A 17,655-nucleotide genomic window follows, 5' to 3' on the forward strand; every position below is an offset into this window, starting at 1 on the left:
ATCCCCCAGTGAAGGGAACCTCCGCCATGCCCCCCAGCCGGTTCACCGTCCGCGCATCCCGATGGGTGGCGCGGACCAGCGCCTTACTCCTGGCCATGTCGAGCACGGTCGTGCTCACCGTGGCCGCCACCCCCGCGCAGGCCCACGACGTGATCGACCCCGCCGACTACCAGCGCGTCGAGCTGGCCAAGGGCGTCGCCGAGATGGGCGAGCCCATGACCATGGCGGTGCTGCCCGACCTTTCGGCGCTCCACACCTCGCGCGACGGGACGCTGCGCCGTACCGACTCGCAGGGCCAGACCAGCGTGGTCGGCACGCTGTCCGTCTACACCCATGACGAGGAGGGCCTGCAGGGCGTCGCCGTGGACCCGGGCTTCGCCGCCAACCGGACCGTCTACCTCTACTACGCGCCCCGCCTGAACACCCCGGCCGGTGACGCGCCCGCGACCGGCACGGACTGGTCGGCCTGGCAGGGCGTCAACCGCCTGGCCAGATTCACCGTCAAGCCCGACTGGACGCTGGACACGGCCAGCGAGGTGAAGGTGCTCGACGTGTCCGCCGACCGAGGCATGTGCTGCCACGTCGGCGGCGACATGGACTTCGACGCCCAGGGCAACCTGTACCTGTCGACCGGGGACGACACCAACCCCTTCGATTCGGCGGGCTTCGCGCCGATCGACGAGCGGGCCGGCCGTAACCCGGTCTACGACGCCCAGCGCAGCTCGGGCAACACCGACGACCTGCGCGGCAAGATCCTGAGGATCAAGGTGAACCCGGCGGACGGAACCTACACGATCCCCCAGGGGAACCTCTTCCCGCCGGGCACCCCGAAGACCAGGCCCGAGATCTACGCCATGGGCTTCCGCAACCCGTTCAGGATGACCGTGGACAAGACCACCGGTGTGGTCTACGTGGGTGACTACGGCCCCGACGCGGGCAGCACCGACCCCGACCGCGGGCCCAGCGGGCAGGTCGAGTTCAACCGTGTCACCAAGCCGGGCAACTACGGCTGGCCGTACTGCACCGGGACGAACACCCTGGCCGAGACCTATAACGAGTACACCTTCCCCTCGGGCCCCGCGGGGCAGAAGTACGACTGCGCGGCGGGCGGCCCGGCCAACAACTCGCCGCGCAACACCGGCCAGGACAAGCTCCCGCCCGCACAGGCGGCGTGGATCAGGTACGGCGGGGACGCCGGCTCGCCGCCCGAGTTCGGCGGCGGCTCCGAGTCGCCGATGGGCGGCCCCGTCTACCGCTACGACGCCGGCCTGAACTCGGACGTCAAGTTCCCCCAGGACCTCAACGGGCACTTCTTCGCCGGAGAGTTCGGCCGTAAGTGGATCAAGGCGATCGACGTGGCGGCCGACGGCACCCGCGGTGAGATCGCCGATTTCCCATGGACCGGCACCCAGGTGATGGACCTGGCGTTCGGGCCCGACGGCGCGCTCTACGTCCTCGACTACGGCTCCGGATACTTCGGCGGCGACGCCAACTCCGCGCTCTACCGCTTCGAGTACATCAAGGACAGGGACCGCTCGCCGATCGCGGTGGCCAAGGCCGACAGGACCTCGGGGAAGACCCCGCTCACCGTGAAGTTCTCCAGCGCCGGTTCCGCCGACCCCGAGGGCGGCGCGCTCACCTACGCCTGGAACTTCGGCGACGGCGCCACCTCCACCGAGCCGAACCCGACCAAGACCTACACCACCGAGGGCGAGTTCTCCGCCACGCTCACCGTGCGCGACCCCCAGGGCAACTCCGGCACGGCCGGCGTGGTCATCACGGCCGGCAACACCGCCCCGGCCGTGGCCATCGACGTGCCCGCCCCCGGAAGGCTGTTCACCTGGGGCGACACCGTGCCCTTCACGATCAGGGTGACCGATCCCGAGGACACCGGCATCGACTGCGCGAAGGTCAAGATGACCTACGTGCTCGGCCACGACAGCCATGGGCACCAGATCACCTCGAAGAACGGCTGCTCGGGCGAGCTGACGATCCCGGCCGACGGTGAGCACGACGACGCGGCCAACATCTTCGCCGTCTTCGACGCCGAGTACACCGACAAGGGCGGGCTGACCACCCACACCCAGCACATCCTGCAGCCGCGCCACCGCCAGGCCGAGCACTACACCGCGATGTCCGGCATCGCGCAGATCTCGAAGACGGCCGCGCACGGCGGCAAGACCGTCGGCGACGTGCACAACGGCGACTGGATCGCCTTCACGCCCTACCGGCTCGACGACACCAGGACGATCAAGGCGCGGGTCTCGTCGGCCGGCGTCGGCGGCGCCATCGAGGTGCGGGCCGGCTCGCCCACCGGCACCCTGCTCGGCAAGGCCGTCGTCCCGGTGACGGGCGGCTGGGAGACCTTCGTCGACGTCCAAGCCCCGCTCAGCGGCGCAACGGCCGAGACCACCACGCTCTACCTGGTCTTCACCGGCGGCTCCGGCGCGCTGTTCGACCTCGACGACTTCACCCTCGCCAAGGAGGGCGCCGGCGGCGGCCCGATCCACGCCGCCGACGGCAGGTGCGTGGACGTCGCCGGCGCCAACAGCACTGACGGCACCAAGGTGCAGCTCTACTCCTGCAACGGTTCGAACGCGCAGACCTGGCTCGTGGAGGGCCAGGCCATCAAGGCGCTCGGCAAGTGCCTCGACGTCGCCGGCGCCAACAGCGCCGACGGCACCCGGGTGCAGATCTACTCCTGCAACGGCTCGAACGCGCAGAAGTGGACCGCCGAGAACGGGGCACTGAAGGCGCTCGGCAAGTGCCTCGACGCCTCGGACGCGGCCCAGCTGGTCATCAGGACCTGTAACGCGAGCGCGGGCCAGAAGTTCACGGTGCAGACCGGCCTTTCGGATGGCGGCGACGTTCTGGTCTTCTCCCGTACGGCGGGCTTCCGGCACGACTCGATCCCCGCGGGCATCCAGGCCATCAAGGACCTCGGTTTCACCGTGACCGCCACCGAGGACCCGGGTGCCTTCACCGCGGCCAACCTGGCCGGCCACAAGGCGGTCGTCTTCCTCAACACCACGGGCGACGTGCTCGACGCCGCCCAGCAGGCCGCGTTCGAGGGCTACATCAAGGCGGGCGGCGGCTACGTCGGCATCCACGCCGCCGCCGACACCGAGTACGACTGGCCGTGGTACGGCGACCTCGTCGGCGCCTGGTTCGCCTCCCATCCGGCGGTGCAGAAGGCGACGGTCGAAGTCGAGGACCGGGCGCACCCGGCGACCGCGCACCTGGGCGCCACCTGGGAGCGGACCGACGAGTGGTACGACTACAAGACCAACGCCAGGACCAGTGCCCACGTGCTGGCGACCCTGGACGAGTCGACCTACTCCGGCGGCAAGATGGGCGCCGACCACCCGATCGCCTGGTGCAAGCCGTACGACGGAGGGCGGTCCTTCTACACCGGCGGCGGGCACACCGCGACCTCCTTCGCCGAGCCGGAGTTCCGCAGGCACCTGCTCGGCGGCATCGACTACGCCGTGGGCGAGGCGCGGGCCGACTGCCGCCCCGAGAGCGGTTACACGGCCCTCTACAACGGCTCGACCACCGGGTGGGAGCAGGCCGGGCCCGGTAGCTTCGCCAACGCCGGCGGCACGCTGACCTCCCAGGGCGGCATGGGCCTGTTGTGGTACAAGGCGAAGGAGTACACCACCTCCTACTCGCTCAAGCTCGACTGGAAGGCGGCCGGCGACGACAACTCCGGCGTCTTCCTCGGCTTCCCGTCGTCGACCGACCCGTGGTCGGCGGTGGACAACGGTTACGAGATCCAGATCGACGCCACCGACGCCCCGGAGAAGACCACCGGCTCGGTCTACGGCTTCAAGTCCGCCGACCTCGCCGCCCGGGACGCGGCGCTCAACCCGCCCGGGCAGTGGAACACCTACGAGCTGCGGGTCGAGGGCGAACGCCTGCAGATCTTCCTCAACGGCGTGAAGATCAACGACTTCACCGGCACCGACCCCGCCCGCTCGCTGAAGAACGGGCACGTCGGGCTCCAGAACCATGGCGACGGCGACGAGGTGTCGTTCCGCAACATCCGGATCAAGGAGCTCGGCCCGCCCGCCGGTGACACCGTCATCCAGGCGGAGAGCTGGTCCCAGGCCAACGGGGTGGATACCTACCCGCATGGGCCCGCGCACGGCGGCACCGTGCTCGGCTACGTCAGCCCCGGCGACTGGGCGGCCTACGACGTGGACCTCACCGGCGTCACCGCCTTCACGGCTCGGGTCGCCTCGCCCGGCCCGACCGGCGGCTTCGAGATCCGCGCCGGCTCCCCGACCGGCTCGATGCTCGGCGGCGTCACCGTGCCGAACACCGGCGGCTGGGAGTCCTACACCGACGTCTCCACCGCGCTCGCGAACGTCCCCTCCGGCGCCGCCCGGCTGTACCTGGTGTTCACCGGGGCGAACTTCGACGTGGACGACCTCACCCTGGTCCGCGGAGCCAAGGCCGGTGAGGCGCCGGCGACCGAGGCCGCGCGTGATCTCCTCGGGTCGGTGACCCGCCCGGCCGGCCCGTCATAGTTGTTGTCGTGCCGTGGCCGGATACGCGTTCATCAGCTGGATCGGCGGCGATTCGGCGGATGGACTCAGGAGGTGTCGGCGCGTATGGCGGTCGCGGCCAGGGTGGTGTAGTTCATCGTGAAGCGTCCGCCCAGGGAGTCGATGGCGCCCCCGACCGCGTCCAGTATCTCGGCCAGCTGATCGGGACGGAGTTGGGTGAGGCCGCCGGTAGTGGGGAGCAGGTCCAGCCATTGGTCGCGCGTGTAGGACCGCTCCCAGTCGAATCGCCACTGTTCGGGATCGTCGAACTGTTCGGTCTCGCGGATCTGGTCGGCGAACTTCGCGTATGCCGCCTGGTAGAGGTCGAGCGGTCGCCGGGCCGGTTGACCGTTGAGCGGGGAGTCGGGCGCCGCCCGCCGGTAGGCGGCGGCGAACGGCTCAGCCACCTCGGCAGGCGGCTCGTACACGTGCCCGAAGATCGCCAGCCGTCCCCTTGGACGCAGCACACGTGCCGCCTTCACGGCGCCGGCGACCGGATCCACCCAGTGCCACGACTGGGCGGCGATGACCGCGTCGAACGTCCGGCCGGCCGGCTGCCAGGATTCGAAGGCCGCCACCTCGACCCGCAGGCCACGGGATCGCGCGAAGTCGGCCATCCGCGCATCGGGTTCGACGCCGAGTACGGCGCAGCCGGCGGCCTGGAACCGGCGGGCCGCGATGCCGGTACCGCAGCCGACGTCGAGCACGTCAGGCCCGGGGCTCCCGGCGACGATCCGCGCCACCAACGCATCGGGGTAGCCGGGCCGGGCTTGGTCGTAGCGTCGCGCGTCCACGCCGAACGACTCGGCCATCCGCCGGACCTTGTGCGACTCCGATGGGGAGGGTTCTGACTGCTCTCGAGGTAATATGGGCACGTGCCCACTTTAGTGGGCGTGTGCCCACTAGGCAACGGGTGCCGGCGGGCCGACGCACGAAAGGATCTCTGAGTGCCGACCGGTGTGCACCTTCACGACGCGCGGCAGCAGCTGTTCGACGCCGCCGAACGCGTGCTTCTGCGGGACGGTCCGAACGGGCTGACCAGCCGGGCCGTCACCGACGAGGCGGGCTGCGCCAAAGGCGTCCTGCACCGGCACTTCGCCGACTTCGACGCCTTCCTCACCGACCTCGTACTCGACCGGGCCGCGCAGCTCGAGACACAGGCGGGTGCGCTGCGCGAGTCCGCCGGCACCGACACGGTGGCCGACAACCTCACCAGCGCGCTGACCACCCTGTTCGGGCCGATTCCGATGGCGATCGTCCCGCTCATCACCTTCCGGGACGAGCTGCGCGCACGGCTGCGGCAAGCCAGACCCGGAGGCGGCATCGCGATCCTCGCCCAGGCCACGACCGCGATCTCCGCCTATCTGGCCGCCGAGCGTGAACTGGGCCGCATCGCGGCCGACGCCGACCTCGACTCACTCACCCTCTCCCTGGTCGGTGGCGGGCATCTCCTGTTCGCGGACCGCGACCTCGGCCCGCCGGCCGCGGCGGTCGTCAACAAGTTCGTGACAGCGGTCATCGCCGACGTCGTGCAACGACGACCGGCCTGGAGCATGCCTGACAAATGATCACTGTGGCTGCGGCTGGATGGTCGTCCATGGTGAGACGTGGTGAGCCGACCGACACAGACGGGCAGCGGCTGGAGCCGCCGCTGCCCGTCAGGGGATCGTCCATGGCGGACGACAAAGGGCAGGGGGAATACCCACTCCCTGCCACTCTCAACGTATAGCGCACCGGGGGGCTTGCGGTAAGACCCGGGTCGTGCCGCAGAATGGGCGGCCAAGGCCAGAACCTGGGGAAACGACGGATTCGCGACGTGCGCGGGTTGTCGGCGTACAGGTCGCGCGGGACCGTCGGACCGCGCTGGCTGTCCCGGTTCGGCGACGCCACCCGGCAGGCCGAGCGCTACCGGGTCGGCCGGGTGCTGCTGGCCGGCGACGCGGCGCACATCCACCCGCCGACCGGCGGGCAGGGGCTCAACCTCGGCGTGCAGGACGCGTTCAACCTCGGCTGGAAGCTGGCCGCCGCGGTCAACGGCTGGGCGCCGGAGGGGCTGCTGGACAGCTACCACGCCGAACGGCACCCGGTGGGAGCCCGCGTGCTGGACAACACCCGCGCGCAGATCACGCTGCTGGGGACCGATCCGGGCGCGACCGCGCTGCGGGAGCTGTTCGGGAAGCTGATGGACTTGGAGGAGGTGAACCGGTACGTGACCGGGATGATCACCGCGGTCGGGGTCCGCTACGACTTCGGCGAGGGCCACGAGCTGCTCGGCCGGCTGCCCAGGTGGTTCGGCGCCGCCGTCGGCTGAGCGCGCGGTTGCGGCCCGAAAGGGTGGGATCTTGATCGGGACGCTGGAGTGGCTGGTGGAGCTGCGAGCGTACGGCTGAGGCCCCGGACCCGCTGCCGGATGACCGCCTCGCCGAACCGCCGCCGGCGACACCGCCGAGGACATTGACCATGATGTCCCCCGCGGCGGTGGCGATGGCGGGCTGCGCATGCTGCTGAACCGCACCAGCGGCCTGTTCGACTGCACCGAGGACGCCGCGATCGGCGCCGTCCTGGAGCCGGTCACCGGGGCGAGCCTGGCCGATCCGGTCCGGGACCGGATCGGCCGGCCGCTCAACCTCAAGCCCACCTACGGCACCCCGCCTCCAGCGCGCCGCTTCCCTACCGGCTCAGCCGCCGGTAGGCGCGGGCCGACAGCGGCAGGAACACCAGCGTGATCGCCACGGGCCAGGCGACGGCCAGCAGCACGGCGTGCTGCGCCGCCCACGACTCGCCCGCGAAGCCCGGATTGCCGAACAATTGGCGGCAGGCGGCGACCGTGGCCGACAGCGGGTTCCACTCGGCGAGCGCGCCCATCCAACCCGGCATCTGCGCGGGGGAGACGAATGTGTTGGCGACCATGGTGAGCGGAAGCATGATCATCCACGAGGCGCTCGCCGCCTCGGGGGTGAGCTTCAGTCCGGCGAAGATGCCCACCCAGATGAGCGAGAAGCGCAGGAGCAGCAGCAGGCCCATCGCGGCCAGCGCGTTCAGGGGGCCGTTGTGCCAGCTCCAGCCCACTGCCATGCCACAGGCGATGAGGATGGTCAGCTCCAGCGTCGAGCCGGCCATGTCGGCGATGGCCCTGCCGAGCACCACCCCCGTCTGCGAGACCGGCATCGAGCGGTACCTGTCGGTCACGCCTCGGGAGGCCTGTGTGGTGACGACGATCAGCGTGGTCGTGATGCCGACGGCCATCGTCTGGCCGAACATGCCGGGCATCAGGTACTCCCGGTAGTTCTCGCCCGCGCCCGCGACGGCCATCGCGCTGCCGAAGACATAGCCGAACAGCAGCACCATCACGATCGGGTACAGCAGTCCCGACAGGATGGCGGCGGGGTTGCGCACCCAGTGCAGCAGATGCGCCCTGGCGATCACCCAGCCGTCGGAGAGCACGTGGGTCATGCCGTCACCTTCAGGAACACCTCGTCGAGCGTCGGACGGCGCAGGGCCACGTCCTCGACCTCGATTCCCTTGGCCTCCAGTTCGCGCATGACCTGCCCGAGAGCGTGCATGCGGTCGGCGACCGGTGCGGTCAGCCTGCGGGCGTCGGGATCGGCCACCGGCGGGCCGAACGCGGCCAGGACGTCGCCCGCCTCCTGAAGGTCCCGCTGGTCGCGCAGCACCAGGTCGAGCCGGTCGCCGCCGATCGAGGACTTCAGCCGGTCGGGAGTGTCGTCGGCGATCACCCTGCCCTCGCGCAGCACCGCGATCTGGTCGGCGAGCTGGTCGGCCTCGTCCAGGTACTGGGTGGTCAGCAGCACCGTGCTGCCGTCCGTGACCAGGGCGCGGACGGCCTGCCACACCTCGTTGCGGTTGCGGGGGTCGAGACCCGTCGTCGGCTCGTCGAGGAAGAGCACGCGGGGGGCCTGGATGAAGGTGGCGGCCAGGTCGAGGCGACGGCGCATCCCGCCGGAGTAGTGCTTGATCCGCTTGCCCGCGGCCTCGGTGAGCCCGAACTGCTCCAGCAACTCGTCGGCCCTGCGCGCGGCCCGTTTGGCGTCCAGGTGGTAGAGCCTGCCCCACAGCACCAGGTTCTCCCTGCCGGTGAGGATCTCGTCGACGGCGGGCTCCTGCGAGGCCAGGCCGATGACCTGGCGGACCTTCGCCGGCTGGGCGGCCACGTCGAGGCCGGCGACGGTGGCCCTGCCGCCGTCGGCCCGCAGCAGCGTGGCCAGGATGCGCACGGCGGTGGTCTTGCCCGCGCCGTTGGGGCCGAGCAGCCCGCAGAGCGTCCCTTCTCGCACGGTGAGGTCGAACCCGTCGAGTGCGTGGGCGCCGCCGAAGCGCTTGGTGAGCCCTTCGGCGACGATTGAATAGGAGTTCATTGCTTCAGAGTGGGACATTAATGTCCCAAAGTCAAACGCTCATGTTAGAGTTTGGGAGTGAGTAGTTCCACGACCGAGTCCGGGGCCCGTAACCGCACTCGCCGCGCGATCCTGGCGGCGGCCGCCTCCACGCTCGCCCGCGACCGCAAGGCGACCTTGGCCGACATCGCCGGGGCCGCCCAGGTCGGGCGCAGCACGCTGCACCGCTACTTCGCCGACAGGAACGAGCTGATGGCGGCGGCGATCGTCGACTCCTTCCGCGCGGTGGAGGACGCGGTCCGCGAGGCCGCGATCGACCAGGGGCCCCCGCTGGAGGCCATGCGCCGCCTGCTCACCGCCATGGTCGACGTCGGCGACCGGTTGGCGTTCCTGTTCGGCGACCCGCGCGTGCTGGAGGAGTTCACCGACTGCTTCGAGCCCGACATGTCGGTGCCGACCACGACCGACCTGATCAGGCGCGGCCAGGACGAGGGCGTCTTCGACCGCACCTTCAGCCCCGAGTGGATCCAACACGTCATCTGGGCGGTGACCTACACCGGCTGGGAGGCTGCGGAGAAGGGAGAGCTGCCACGCCACGGCGTCGCCGCCACGGTGATCCGCACCTTCGAGAACGGAATGGTGACATGAGGATCCCGGTGACCGGCGCTGGCGCCGGCGGCGACATCGGCAGGCTCGTGGCGAACGGCCTGGCGGGCCACGGGATGTTCGCGGGTGATCAGCTCGCGCAGGCCCCGGAGGGTGCCGACGGGTTCGGCGTCGAGCCCGCCGACGCGGGCGGTGACAGGCTCAGCAGCCGGGTGATCACTGATCCTCCTTGAGTTCGAAGACGAGCTGGGTGCGCTGTACGGCACGCACGCCGTACACCTGGGCGATCCGCTCGGGGGTCAGCACCTCGGCCGGAGATCCGCCGGCGATGATGCGGCCGCCGTCCATGAGGTAGAGGCGATCGCAGTACTCGGCGGCCTGGTTGAGGTCGTGCAACGCGGCCAGCGTGCTGATGCCCAGTCCGCGCACCAGCCGGAGGATCTCCAGCTGGTGGCGGATGTCGAGGTGGTTGGTGGGCTCGTCCAGCAGGAGCAGGCGGCTCCGCTGGGCCAGGGCGCGGGCGATGAGCACGCGCTGCTTCTCGCCGCCCGAGAGCGTGGTGAAGCCGCGCTCGCGCAGATGTCCCGCAGCCACCCGTTCGAGGGCCTGGGCGCAGATGAGCTCGTCGGCCGCGGTGGTGCGGTCGAGTGGCCTCTTGTGCGGGGTGCGGCCCATGGCCACTACTTCCGCCACGGTGAAGTCGAGCTCCGCCGGGGCTTCTTGGGCGACGACCGCCGTGCGCCTGGCGGATTCGCGTGGCGTGAGCCGTACCAGGTCGTCGCCTTCGACGGTGATGAGACCGGCGGACGGGCGGAGGGCGCGGTAGGCACTGCGCAGCAGCGTCGACTTACCGCAGCCGTTGGGGCCGAGCAGGCCGACGAACTCGCCCGGACCGATCTCCACGTCGGCTCCGTGGACGATCGGCCGGCCGTCGATCTGAAGGGAGACGCCGTTGAGTATGAGGATCATCCGCGCCTCCGCAGCAGCCACAGGAAGAACGGGACGCCGAAGACGGCGGTGACGATGCTCAGGGCCAGCTCCTGCGGGGCGGCGACGGTGCGCGCCGCCACGTCGACGAGTTGCAGGAACACCGCGCCCAGCAGGGCTGAGACCGGCAGCACCCGGCGGTGGTCGGCGCCGACGAGCATCCGCGCCGTGTGCGGGACGATCAGGCCGACGAAGGCGATGGCGCCGCTCGTGGCCACCAGGACGCCGACCAGCAGCGAGGTCAACAGGAACAGCCGCACCCGCAGGGCGGTCACGTTGATACCGAGGGAGATCGCACTCTCCTCACCGGAACCCAAGGCGTTGAGCGGCCGGTGCTGGACGAGCAGGTAGGCGACCCCGGCGAGCAGGACGACGGTGGGGATCGGCAGCATCTCCCAGCGGGCACCGCCGAGGCTTCCCATCAGCCAGAACAGCACCTGCTGCGCTGCCCTGCCGCTCTGCGCCTGCTGCAGGACGTAGCTGTAGACGGCCTGGAACAGGTAGGCCAGGGCGACGCCCGCCAGCACCAGGCGTGCCGGGGTGATCCGGCCCGAGCGCTGGGCCAGGACGTACACCAGCACCAAGGCGAGCAGCGCGCCGAGGAACGCGGCCACCGACAGGGAGAGCCCGCCGAGCACCGATGAGCCGAGGATGAAGACCAGCACCGCGCCCAGCGACGCGCCGGAGGAGACGCCGAGCAGGAACGGGTCGGCCAGCGGGTTGCGCACCAGCGCCTGCAGCACCGTGCCGACCACCGCCAGACCGGCCCCGACCAGCAGTGCCAGCAGGGCTCTGGGCAGGCGGTAGTCCCAGACGATCTGGGCTTGCGCGGGCGTCCAGACAGGGGTGACGGAGCCGGGCACGAGGCGGTCGGCGACGATGCCCCAGACCTGAGCCGGGCCGACCTGGACCGCGCCGATGGTCACCGCGAACAGTGTCGATGCGACGGTGGCGAGGACGAGCACGGTGATGACCGGCCACAGCCGATCAGACACACGTGCCGCATACCCCCGTCGCGACGCCGTCGGCTGCCCCATCAGGCGAAGGCTTCGGGGTGGAGGAACTTGGCGATCTCCACGACGGCCAGGATGTTGCGGTAGCCGGGGTGCTGGGCGGCGGCGGGAAGGGCCAGGTAGCGCCGGTCCTTCGCGGCGGCGCTGTTCTTGGCGATGGAGAAGGCGTCCTCCGCCTTGGCGGGTGCCGTGGGCGTCTGCTTGCCCATCAGCGTGGCGTACTCGGTGACGAGCAGCGCCTGGGGATCGGTGGCGGCGATCTTCTCGGCGCTCACCTCGGTGTAGTCGGCCTTGACGTCGCCGAGGACGTTCTCGCCGCCTGCCAGGGCCACCATCTGGTCGGTCAGCCCGGCTCCGCCGTACGCGTTGACCGGCCCCTTGCCGCCGTCGGTGGCCAGGACCCTGATCTTGGGCCGGCCGGCGACCCGCCTGGCGGCATCGTCCAGGGTGCCGCGCAGCTCGGTGATCAGTTTGTCGGCGCGGTCGGGGACGCCGAAGATCGCTCCGAGGTTGCGCAGATCGGTGAAGGTCTGGTCGATCTTGAATTCGAGCTGCTTCTCCGGGCTGCACCAGCCGCCCAGCAGGTAGACGGGCGCTCCTGCCGTTCCCAGTTCCTCGACGGTGGCATACCCGCCGGCGGCGTCGAAGCCGGCCGAGGAGTTGTCGAGCACGAAGTCGGCGCCCTGGGTGAGCATGATCTCTTTCTGCGGCAGCATGATCGTCGGTGAGATCTCCGGGATCTTGTCGTAGTGCTCTTTCTGGCCGGGCAGGAAGGCGCTCTCGGAGAAGTTGGTACGGCCGGCGATCCGGTCCTGCAGGCCGAGCGCGAGCAGGGTCTCCAGGGCGGGCTGATAGCCGGTGACCACCTTGGCGGGGGGTTTGTCGAAGGTCAGCTTCCGGCCGCAGTTCTCGACGGTGACGGGGAAGCCCGCCTGCTGAACGGCGGCCGGCCGGGTGGTGGCGGCCTGGGGGGTCACGGGCTGGGCGCCGCAGCCCACCAGGGCGAGCGCGGACAACGACACGGCGAACAGCCTCATGAGTGCCTGGCTCCTTGCAAAGTGATATCAGGTGCAAATCATTCGCAAGTTAGGGCCGATCGGATGCGGAGGTCAAGGCCGTCTCCGCACTTATTGCAGAAGTAACGCTGTTGCATATATCTTGCAGCTACTGCGCATAGGGGGTCGGCCGACGGGCCCCGCCTTCGACACGACGAGCGCCGGTTCGCCATCCCCGGTGACACGGGATCCAAATCATCTGGCACATGGATCGATCCAGTGGCGCGCCTGCCCCGTTTGCCTTTCGGCTGCCGGGGCGGCCGAGAGCCGTCAAGGCGAGGACCGCGGCCTCACGCCCGGAACGTGCGGCGGTAGGCGTCCGGCGGTACGCCGACCGTGCGGTGGAAGTGGCGGCGCAGCGTCGTCGCCGTGCCCATGCCCGCGGCCGAGGCGATGGTGTCGACGCTGTCGCCCGTGGTCTCCAGCAGCTCCTGCGCGCGGCGGATCCGCTGCGTCAGCAGCCACTGCAGCGGGGTGGTGCCGGTTACCGAGCGGAAGTGGCGGGCCAGGTGGCGCGAGCTCATGTTCGCCTGGCGGGCCAGGTCCTCCACGGTGAGCGGCTGGTCCAGCCGCCGCATCACCCAGGGGAGCAGCTCGGCCAGAGGATGGCCGTCCCGGGCGGGCACCGGTGTGGTGACGAACTGGGCCTGGCCGCCGGCCCGGTGGGGCGGCACGACCAGGCGGCGGGCGACCACGTTGGCGATCGCCGAGCCGTGGTCGCGGCGGACCAGATGCAGGCACAGGTCCATCGCCGCGGCCTTGCCCGCAGACGTGAGCACGCTGCCGTTGTCGACGTAGAGCACGTCCGGGTCGACCTTCACCCGGGGGTGGCGCGCGGCCAGTTCCTCGGTGTGGGCCCAGTGCGTGGTCGCGCGCAGCCCGTCCAGCAGGCCGGCGGCGGCGAGCACGAACGCGCCCGTGCACAGGGAGACCACCCGCGCGCCCGACTCGTGGGCCGCGCGCACCGCCTCGACCAGGTCGGCCGGCGGGTCCTCGCCGACGTCCGCCAAGGCAGGGACGATCACGGTGTCGGCGTGCGCCAGCCGGTCGAGCCCGCAGTCCGGCTCCAGCAGGAACCGGCCGACCCGGACGGCGTGCGTGCCGCACACCCTGACGTCGTACCAGGGGCCTGGCAGGGCGGCCGGAGCGGAGCCGAAGACCTCGTAGGCCAGGGCCAGCTCGAAGTGCAGCATCCCGTCGGTGGCGGCGACCGCGACGGAGCGCGGGACAGGGCTCATGTCGGGAATTGTACGGGTCATGTCATTCCGGACACTGGGCGCCGATGGGCCGACGGGACAGGATTTACGCAGTGGATCACTTCGAACACGCGGGAGCAGGCATGGGATCGGGTCGGAACGTGGCGGTGTTCGGCGCCTACGGGCACACCGGGCGGTTCGTGGTCGCGGAGTTGCGCGAGCGCGGATACGTCCCGCTGCTCCTCGGCCGAGACCAGGACAGGCTGCTGGCGCTGGCGCTGGCCCAACCGGGGCTCGAGGCGCGGCAGGCGTCGGTCGACGATCCGGCCTCGCTCGACCGCGCGCTGAACGGCGCGGCCGCCGTGATCAACTGCGCCGGGCCCTTCGCCTCGACCGCCGCCCCGCTGGTCGAGGCGGCGCTGCGCGCCGGCATCCCGTATGTCGACGTGGCGGCCGAGCTCGAGGCGAACCTTGACACGTTCGCGCACTTCGCGGAGCGCGCCCGCGCCGCGGGCGCCGTGGTGGTCCCGGCGATGGCCTTCTTCGGCGGCCTCGGTGACCTGCTGGTCACCACCGCGATGGGAGACTGGGCGGCGGCGGACGAGGCGCACATCGCCTACGGCCTGAGCAGTTGGCACCCCACCGCCGGAACGCTCGCTTCGGGTGTGGTCTCGGGGCGGCGACGGGGTGGCCGCCGTGTCCGCTACACCGGCGGACGGCTGGAGTACCACGACGACGCTCTGCCGACCCTGGAGTGGCACTTCCCGGCTCCGCTCGGCCTCCAGAGCGTCATGGGAGAGTTCACCATGGCCGACGTCGTCACCGTTCCCAGCCACCTGGCCGTCCCGGAGGTGCGCACCTACATGACCGCCAAGGCGGCCGCGGACCTGTCCGCTCCTGACGCCTCGGCGCCGACCGCCGTCGACGGGCGCGGCCGCTCCGCGCAGACCTTCGTCGTCGACGTCCGCGTCCGCTCCGGCGGCACGGAACGCCGCGTGGCCGCCGCCGGTCAGGACATCTACGCCATCAGCGCGCCGCTCGCGGTGGAGGCCGTCGACCGCATCCTCACCGGCCGGACCAGGACCACCGGCGTCGCCTCCGCGGGCGCGCTCTTCGACGCCCCGGACTTCCTCCGCGCCCTGTCCTCGCACCTCTCGCTGCAGGTCCCGCTCGACACACGCGGCTGACCGGCGACCGGTGCCGGGCTGCCGGTGAATCCACTTGTCAGGGGGCGCAGTCCTTCGCACGGGTGTCCGAGGTCGGCCGCACGGAGGTGGCGGCTACCAGCAGTGCGGCGAACGCGATGGGAACCGCCGTCTGATATCCGATCCACACCTCACCCCCGGCGCCGCTGCCCCGCCATGCCATCAGCAGGCCGGCGAGCGTCGCCAGCACCCAGCCGCTGTCGTAGGCGACCATGAGCCGCGTGTATGTGCGCATCGGGCGGCTGCGCACATACCCGATCTCGATCCCGCCGCCGATCAGTAGGGCGACGCCGGAGACGGCCATCAGCCAGGAGGGCACACCGAGCAGATCGCCGAGTCGGGCAGCGCCGATGATGAAGGCGGCACCGAGCGCCACCTTGAAGGCGCCGTCGGCGATGACCCCCGCCAACCGGCGTGTCGCCGGCGAGGTCACAGTCCGGGTCTGTGTCATGAGCGTTCCTCCCTGATGCCTGTCCGACTTCCTGTTCCGTAATTCGATTACTACAATAACGAAATTATGAGAATGACGAGAGCCGAGACCAAGGAACGCAACCGCCGCGCCCTGCTGGATGCCGCGTTCCACGTCGTCTCCCGAGACGGGTACCGGGCCAGGCTTGAGGAGATCGCCGAGCGGGCCGGCCTGACCACCGGCGCTGTCTACTCGCTGTTCGGCAGCAAGAGTGGCCTGGTGGCCGCCCTGGTCACCGACTACCTGCGGCCGCACTACGAAGAGATCGAGCAGGCGATCCCCGCTGAAATGGATCTCCTTGAAGCGGTCGACGCCTTCGCCCGGCACTACCGGCGCAGCTGTGACGCCCCTGACGCGCTGTCCGGCCTGTCGCTGCAGTTCACCCTGCTGGACATGGCCCTGCACGACCCCGAGCTGGGGTCCCGGCTTGCCGCATCCGTCCGGACACAGGAGAGCCGCCTGATCGCGTTGTTCACCGGCAGATCACACAACGGGAACGTCGTGACGTCGCATCAGGCGCGACGTCTGGCTACCGCGCTCAGGGCACTGTTCGTCGGCCTCAGCCAGGGCGTCATGCTGGGCCTCGCCCACGGTGCCGACGAGCGGTACTTCGCCGACACCGCCTGCGCCCTGGCGTCTGACGCGGCCCTCATCGATCACGATGCGGGCGCTCCTGAGCTTCGCGGTTCGGAGTGATTACGGCGGCGCAGGCACGAGGCCGACATGTGCGGGTTTGCTCCTGCGGCCTCGCTGGAGTGGCCTCGCAGTGGGTCCGCCCCCTCACCCGCGCGCCACTTCGCCGTCACCCGCCGGCGAAGCGGTGCGCCGGTGAGGTGGCGCAGCAGCCGCACAGCGCGAATCACGCGGCCGACCTCGCGGAAGGCGGCGCGGGTGGCGTTCTTCCGCGACCCGGAACGCAGCCGCTTGGGCAGGGTCGCCGGCGTCGCCGTCCTCGATCGGGCTAGCGTTGCTTCCGTCATGCGCCAGGAGGACGTGCCCTGTCTGCGCCTGTGAGCCAGCAGATTGGAGATGCGGGATGACTTCTCAGCTCGTCGCGCTCTGCTTCGATGCGAACGACCCGTTCCGCCTCGCGCGCTTCTGGGCCGGAGTCCTGGGCTGGGAGATGGCCGACGACCCCCACGATGGCATCGCGCTTCTGCCGAGCGATGACACCGGGTTCCGGATCCGATGTCTTCCGACCCAGGAGAAGAAGACCGGCCAGAACCAAATGCACTTCGATCTGACGAGCACGTCCCTCGAGGACCAGCAGCGGACGGTGGCGAGGTCGCTCGGACTCGGTGCGCGGCACATCGACATCGGGCAACGCCCGGAAGAGGGGCATGTGGTGCTCGCCGACCCCGAAGGCAACGAGCTCTGCGTCATCGGGCCGGGCAACAGGTTCCTCGCTGACTGCGGATTCGTCGGCGCGCTCGCGTGCGACGGGTCGCAGGAGGTCGGATACTTCTGGAGCGAAGCGCTGGGCTGGCCGTTGGTCTGGGACCAGGACCAGGAGACCGCCATCCGCTCGCCGCACGGCGGCCCGAAGATCACGTGGGGCGGTCCGCCAGTGGCGCCGAAGACCGGGAAGAACAGGCTGCACTTCGACCTCGCTCCACCTGTGCACGGTGATCAGCAAGCGGAGGTCGACCGCCTCGTCTCCCTCGGAGCGACTCGAATCGACATCGGCCGGCGCGGGGCCAGCCGGGTGGTGATGGCCGATCCCGACGGCAATGAGTTCTGTGTGCTGACCCACCGATAGCGTGACCAGACCCGGGGGCGGCGTGCCTCCGATCCACCCCGCGGCACGGTGTGATGCCGGATCGGCGAGTTACGCTCCTTCACGGCCGGCATCCGCAGATTGAGCTATCTTGTCCGGCATGATCACCGAAGGCTGGCTGGCAGACACCCGGGCGTCCTATGACACCGTCGCCGCAAGCTATGCGGACCAGGTGCGCGACCTACTCGATCAAACGCCCTACGAACGCGCGTTCCTGGCGCTGTTCGCCGATCTGGTGAAGACCACCGGCCGGGGGCCGGTTGCGGATGAATCGCCCCGACTTTGATGGAGACCTTGGTGTGCCCCGGGTTCCGTGGCGTCGGGTTTCTGGATTGTCATGCCACGATGGTCGTGTTTTCGACCTCCTCCGACGGCAGGTGCCCGATATATCAGTGACGTAGTCACCCTCTCCCGAGGGCAGCGCGGGTAGCGCGGCCGGTAG

Annotated in this window: 18 protein-coding genes and 1 pseudogene; 10 read left to right on the forward strand and 9 right to left on the reverse strand. The window is 70.4% G+C overall.

Translation table 11 applies throughout. The features are described from left to right. The first annotated feature begins 95 nt into the window (after nt 1–95). Nucleotides 96–4,532 carry a ThuA domain-containing protein gene (locus BM085_RS46015; RefSeq protein WP_143120998.1) on the forward strand — a complete coding sequence of 1,479 codons (4,437 nt, stop codon included), beginning with the start codon at nt 96–98 and terminating at the stop codon, nt 4,530–4,532. 65 nt (nt 4,533–4,597) lie between these two features. Here BM085_RS46015 and BM085_RS20430 read toward each other — a convergent pair whose 3' ends face one another. Then, a complete protein-coding gene (locus BM085_RS20430; RefSeq protein WP_093888553.1) occupies nt 4,598–5,362 on the reverse strand; it encodes a class I SAM-dependent methyltransferase in 765 nt (254 codons plus the stop codon). Between the two features lie 135 nt (nt 5,363–5,497). Between BM085_RS20430 and BM085_RS20435 the strand changes: the two genes are divergently transcribed. The 3 genes and pseudogenes from BM085_RS20435 to BM085_RS20445 all read left to right on the forward strand — a co-directional run bounded on the left by BM085_RS20435 (nt 5,498) and on the right by BM085_RS20445 (nt 7,276). Then, on the forward strand, nt 5,498–6,118 hold the full coding sequence (locus BM085_RS20435; RefSeq protein ID WP_093888554.1) for a TetR/AcrR family transcriptional regulator: 621 nt from the start codon (nt 5,498–5,500) through the stop codon (nt 6,116–6,118). Nucleotides 6,119–6,396: 278 nt separating this feature from the next. Beyond that, nucleotides 6,397–6,828, forward strand: a pseudogene (locus BM085_RS20440) (FAD-dependent monooxygenase); the annotation flags it as partial. 220 nt (nt 6,829–7,048) lie between these two features. Beyond that, a complete protein-coding gene (locus BM085_RS20445; protein ID WP_093888555.1) occupies nt 7,049–7,276 on the forward strand; it encodes a serine hydrolase in 228 nt (75 codons plus the stop codon). Here the strand turns inward: BM085_RS20445 and BM085_RS20450 are convergent. Both BM085_RS20450 and BM085_RS20455 read right to left on the reverse strand, forming a co-directional pair. Further along, nucleotides 7,221–8,003, reverse strand: a complete 783-nt coding sequence (locus tag BM085_RS20450) for an ABC transporter permease (RefSeq protein WP_093888556.1) — start codon at nt 8,001–8,003, stop codon at nt 7,221–7,223. The two genes, BM085_RS20445 and BM085_RS20450, sit on opposite strands and share 56 nt — an antisense overlap. Beyond that, nucleotides 8,000–8,944 (reverse strand): ATP-binding cassette domain-containing protein, encoded by a 945-nt coding sequence (locus BM085_RS20455; protein ID WP_093888557.1) that lies wholly within the window; start codon nt 8,942–8,944, stop codon nt 8,000–8,002. Before BM085_RS20455 ends, BM085_RS20450 begins: the two co-directional genes overlap by 4 nt. Nucleotides 8,945–8,983: 39 nt before the next feature. Here BM085_RS20455 and BM085_RS20460 point away from each other — a divergent pair, with 39 nt between their 5' ends. Together BM085_RS20460 and BM085_RS20465 are read left to right on the forward strand one after the other, a co-directional pair. Beyond that, entirely contained in the window at nt 8,984–9,553 is a 570-nt protein-coding gene (locus tag BM085_RS20460; protein ID WP_093888558.1) for a TetR/AcrR family transcriptional regulator, read from the forward strand. Further along, the gene (locus tag BM085_RS20465) at nt 9,550–9,744 is read left to right on the forward strand and encodes a hypothetical protein (protein WP_093888559.1); all 195 of its coding nucleotides are present in this window, start codon (nt 9,550–9,552) and stop codon (nt 9,742–9,744) included. The genes BM085_RS20460 and BM085_RS20465 overlap by 4 nt, the downstream gene beginning before the upstream one ends. On the opposite strand, the gene BM085_RS20470 is transcribed toward BM085_RS20465, so the two are convergent. From BM085_RS20470 to BM085_RS20485, 4 genes are all read right to left on the reverse strand, one after another. Beyond that, entirely contained in the window at nt 9,728–10,480 is a 753-nt protein-coding gene (locus BM085_RS20470; RefSeq protein WP_093888560.1) for an ABC transporter ATP-binding protein, read from the reverse strand. The two genes, BM085_RS20465 and BM085_RS20470, sit on opposite strands and share 17 nt — an antisense overlap. After that, nucleotides 10,477–11,493 (reverse strand): FecCD family ABC transporter permease, encoded by a 1,017-nt coding sequence (locus tag BM085_RS20475; RefSeq protein WP_245789470.1) that lies wholly within the window; start codon nt 11,491–11,493, stop codon nt 10,477–10,479. The genes BM085_RS20470 and BM085_RS20475 overlap by 4 nt, the downstream gene beginning before the upstream one ends. Before the next feature lie 41 nt (nt 11,494–11,534). Next, nucleotides 11,535–12,548, reverse strand: coding sequence for an ABC transporter substrate-binding protein (locus BM085_RS20480; RefSeq protein WP_093888562.1), 1,014 nt, complete (start codon nt 12,546–12,548; stop codon nt 11,535–11,537). Between the two features lie 308 nt (nt 12,549–12,856). After that, entirely contained in the window at nt 12,857–13,804 is a 948-nt protein-coding gene (locus BM085_RS20485) for a helix-turn-helix domain-containing protein (protein WP_093888563.1), read from the reverse strand. 101 nt (nt 13,805–13,905) lie between these two features. Between BM085_RS20485 and BM085_RS20490 the strand changes: the two genes are divergently transcribed. Continuing rightward, complete coding sequence (locus BM085_RS20490; RefSeq protein ID WP_093888564.1) at nt 13,906–14,949, forward strand: saccharopine dehydrogenase family protein; 1,044 nt, start codon at nt 13,906–13,908, stop codon at nt 14,947–14,949. 37 nt (nt 14,950–14,986) lie between these two features. Here the strand turns inward: BM085_RS20490 and BM085_RS20495 are convergent, their stop codons facing one another. Next, nucleotides 14,987–15,418 carry a hypothetical protein gene (locus BM085_RS20495; protein WP_093888565.1) on the reverse strand — a complete coding sequence of 144 codons (432 nt, stop codon included), beginning with the start codon at nt 15,416–15,418 and terminating at the stop codon, nt 14,987–14,989. A gap of 66 nt (nt 15,419–15,484) precedes the next feature. Between BM085_RS20495 and BM085_RS20500 the strand changes: the two genes are divergently transcribed. Then, nucleotides 15,485–16,132: a TetR/AcrR family transcriptional regulator gene (locus tag BM085_RS20500; RefSeq protein ID WP_245789472.1), complete on the forward strand. Its 648-nt coding sequence runs from the start codon at nt 15,485–15,487 to the stop codon at nt 16,130–16,132. Here BM085_RS20500 and BM085_RS47425 read toward each other — a convergent pair. After that, complete coding sequence (locus BM085_RS47425) at nt 16,093–16,416, reverse strand: Tn3 family transposase (RefSeq protein WP_143120999.1); 324 nt, start codon at nt 16,414–16,416, stop codon at nt 16,093–16,095. The two genes, BM085_RS20500 and BM085_RS47425, sit on opposite strands and share 40 nt — an antisense overlap. A gap of 56 nt (nt 16,417–16,472) precedes the next feature. On the opposite strand from BM085_RS47425, the gene BM085_RS20505 reads away from it, so the two are divergent. Then, complete coding sequence (locus BM085_RS20505) at nt 16,473–17,195, forward strand: VOC family protein (protein WP_093888567.1); 723 nt, start codon at nt 16,473–16,475, stop codon at nt 17,193–17,195. A gap of 118 nt (nt 17,196–17,313) precedes the next feature. Then, complete coding sequence (locus BM085_RS20510; protein WP_218158771.1) at nt 17,314–17,499, forward strand: hypothetical protein; 186 nt, start codon at nt 17,314–17,316, stop codon at nt 17,497–17,499. The last annotated feature ends 156 nt before the right edge of the window (nt 17,500–17,655 follow it).

The organism is Streptosporangium canum, assembly GCF_900113865.1.
Taxonomy (GTDB): Bacteria; Actinomycetota; Actinomycetes; order Streptosporangiales; family Streptosporangiaceae; genus Streptosporangium; species Streptosporangium canum.

Excerpts from the sequence above, each read along its gene's own strand:
- BM085_RS46015 (WP_143120998.1), top strand. The coding sequence starts at position 96 with ATGTCGAGCACGGTCGTGCTCACCGTGGCCGCCACCCCCGCGCAGGCC.
- BM085_RS20430 (WP_093888553.1), bottom strand. The coding sequence starts at position 5,362 with ATGGCCGAGTCGTTCGGCGTGGACGCGCGACGCTACGACCAAGCCCGG.
- BM085_RS20445 (WP_093888555.1), top strand. The coding sequence starts at position 7,049 with ATGCTGCTGAACCGCACCAGCGGCCTGTTCGACTGCACCGAGGACGCC.
- BM085_RS20450 (WP_093888556.1), bottom strand. The coding sequence starts at position 8,003 with ATGACCCACGTGCTCTCCGACGGCTGGGTGATCGCCAGGGCGCATCTG.
- BM085_RS20455 (WP_093888557.1), bottom strand. The coding sequence starts at position 8,944 with ATGTCCCACTCTGAAGCAATGAACTCCTATTCAATCGTCGCCGAAGGG.
- BM085_RS20465 (WP_093888559.1), top strand. The coding sequence starts at position 9,550 with ATGAGGATCCCGGTGACCGGCGCTGGCGCCGGCGGCGACATCGGCAGG.
- BM085_RS20470 (WP_093888560.1), bottom strand. The coding sequence starts at position 10,480 with ATGATCCTCATACTCAACGGCGTCTCCCTTCAGATCGACGGCCGGCCG.
- BM085_RS20480 (WP_093888562.1), bottom strand. The coding sequence starts at position 12,548 with ATGAGGCTGTTCGCCGTGTCGTTGTCCGCGCTCGCCCTGGTGGGCTGC.
- BM085_RS20485 (WP_093888563.1), bottom strand. The coding sequence starts at position 13,804 with ATGAGCCCTGTCCCGCGCTCCGTCGCGGTCGCCGCCACCGACGGGATG.
- BM085_RS20490 (WP_093888564.1), top strand. The coding sequence starts at position 13,906 with ATGGGATCGGGTCGGAACGTGGCGGTGTTCGGCGCCTACGGGCACACC.
- BM085_RS20495 (WP_093888565.1), bottom strand. The coding sequence starts at position 15,418 with ATGACACAGACCCGGACTGTGACCTCGCCGGCGACACGCCGGTTGGCG.
- BM085_RS20500 (WP_245789472.1), top strand. The coding sequence starts at position 15,485 with ATGAGAATGACGAGAGCCGAGACCAAGGAACGCAACCGCCGCGCCCTG.
- BM085_RS47425 (WP_143120999.1), bottom strand. The coding sequence starts at position 16,416 with ATGACGGAAGCAACGCTAGCCCGATCGAGGACGGCGACGCCGGCGACC.
- BM085_RS20505 (WP_093888567.1), top strand. The coding sequence starts at position 16,473 with ATGACTTCTCAGCTCGTCGCGCTCTGCTTCGATGCGAACGACCCGTTC.
- BM085_RS20510 (WP_218158771.1), top strand. The coding sequence starts at position 17,314 with ATGATCACCGAAGGCTGGCTGGCAGACACCCGGGCGTCCTATGACACC.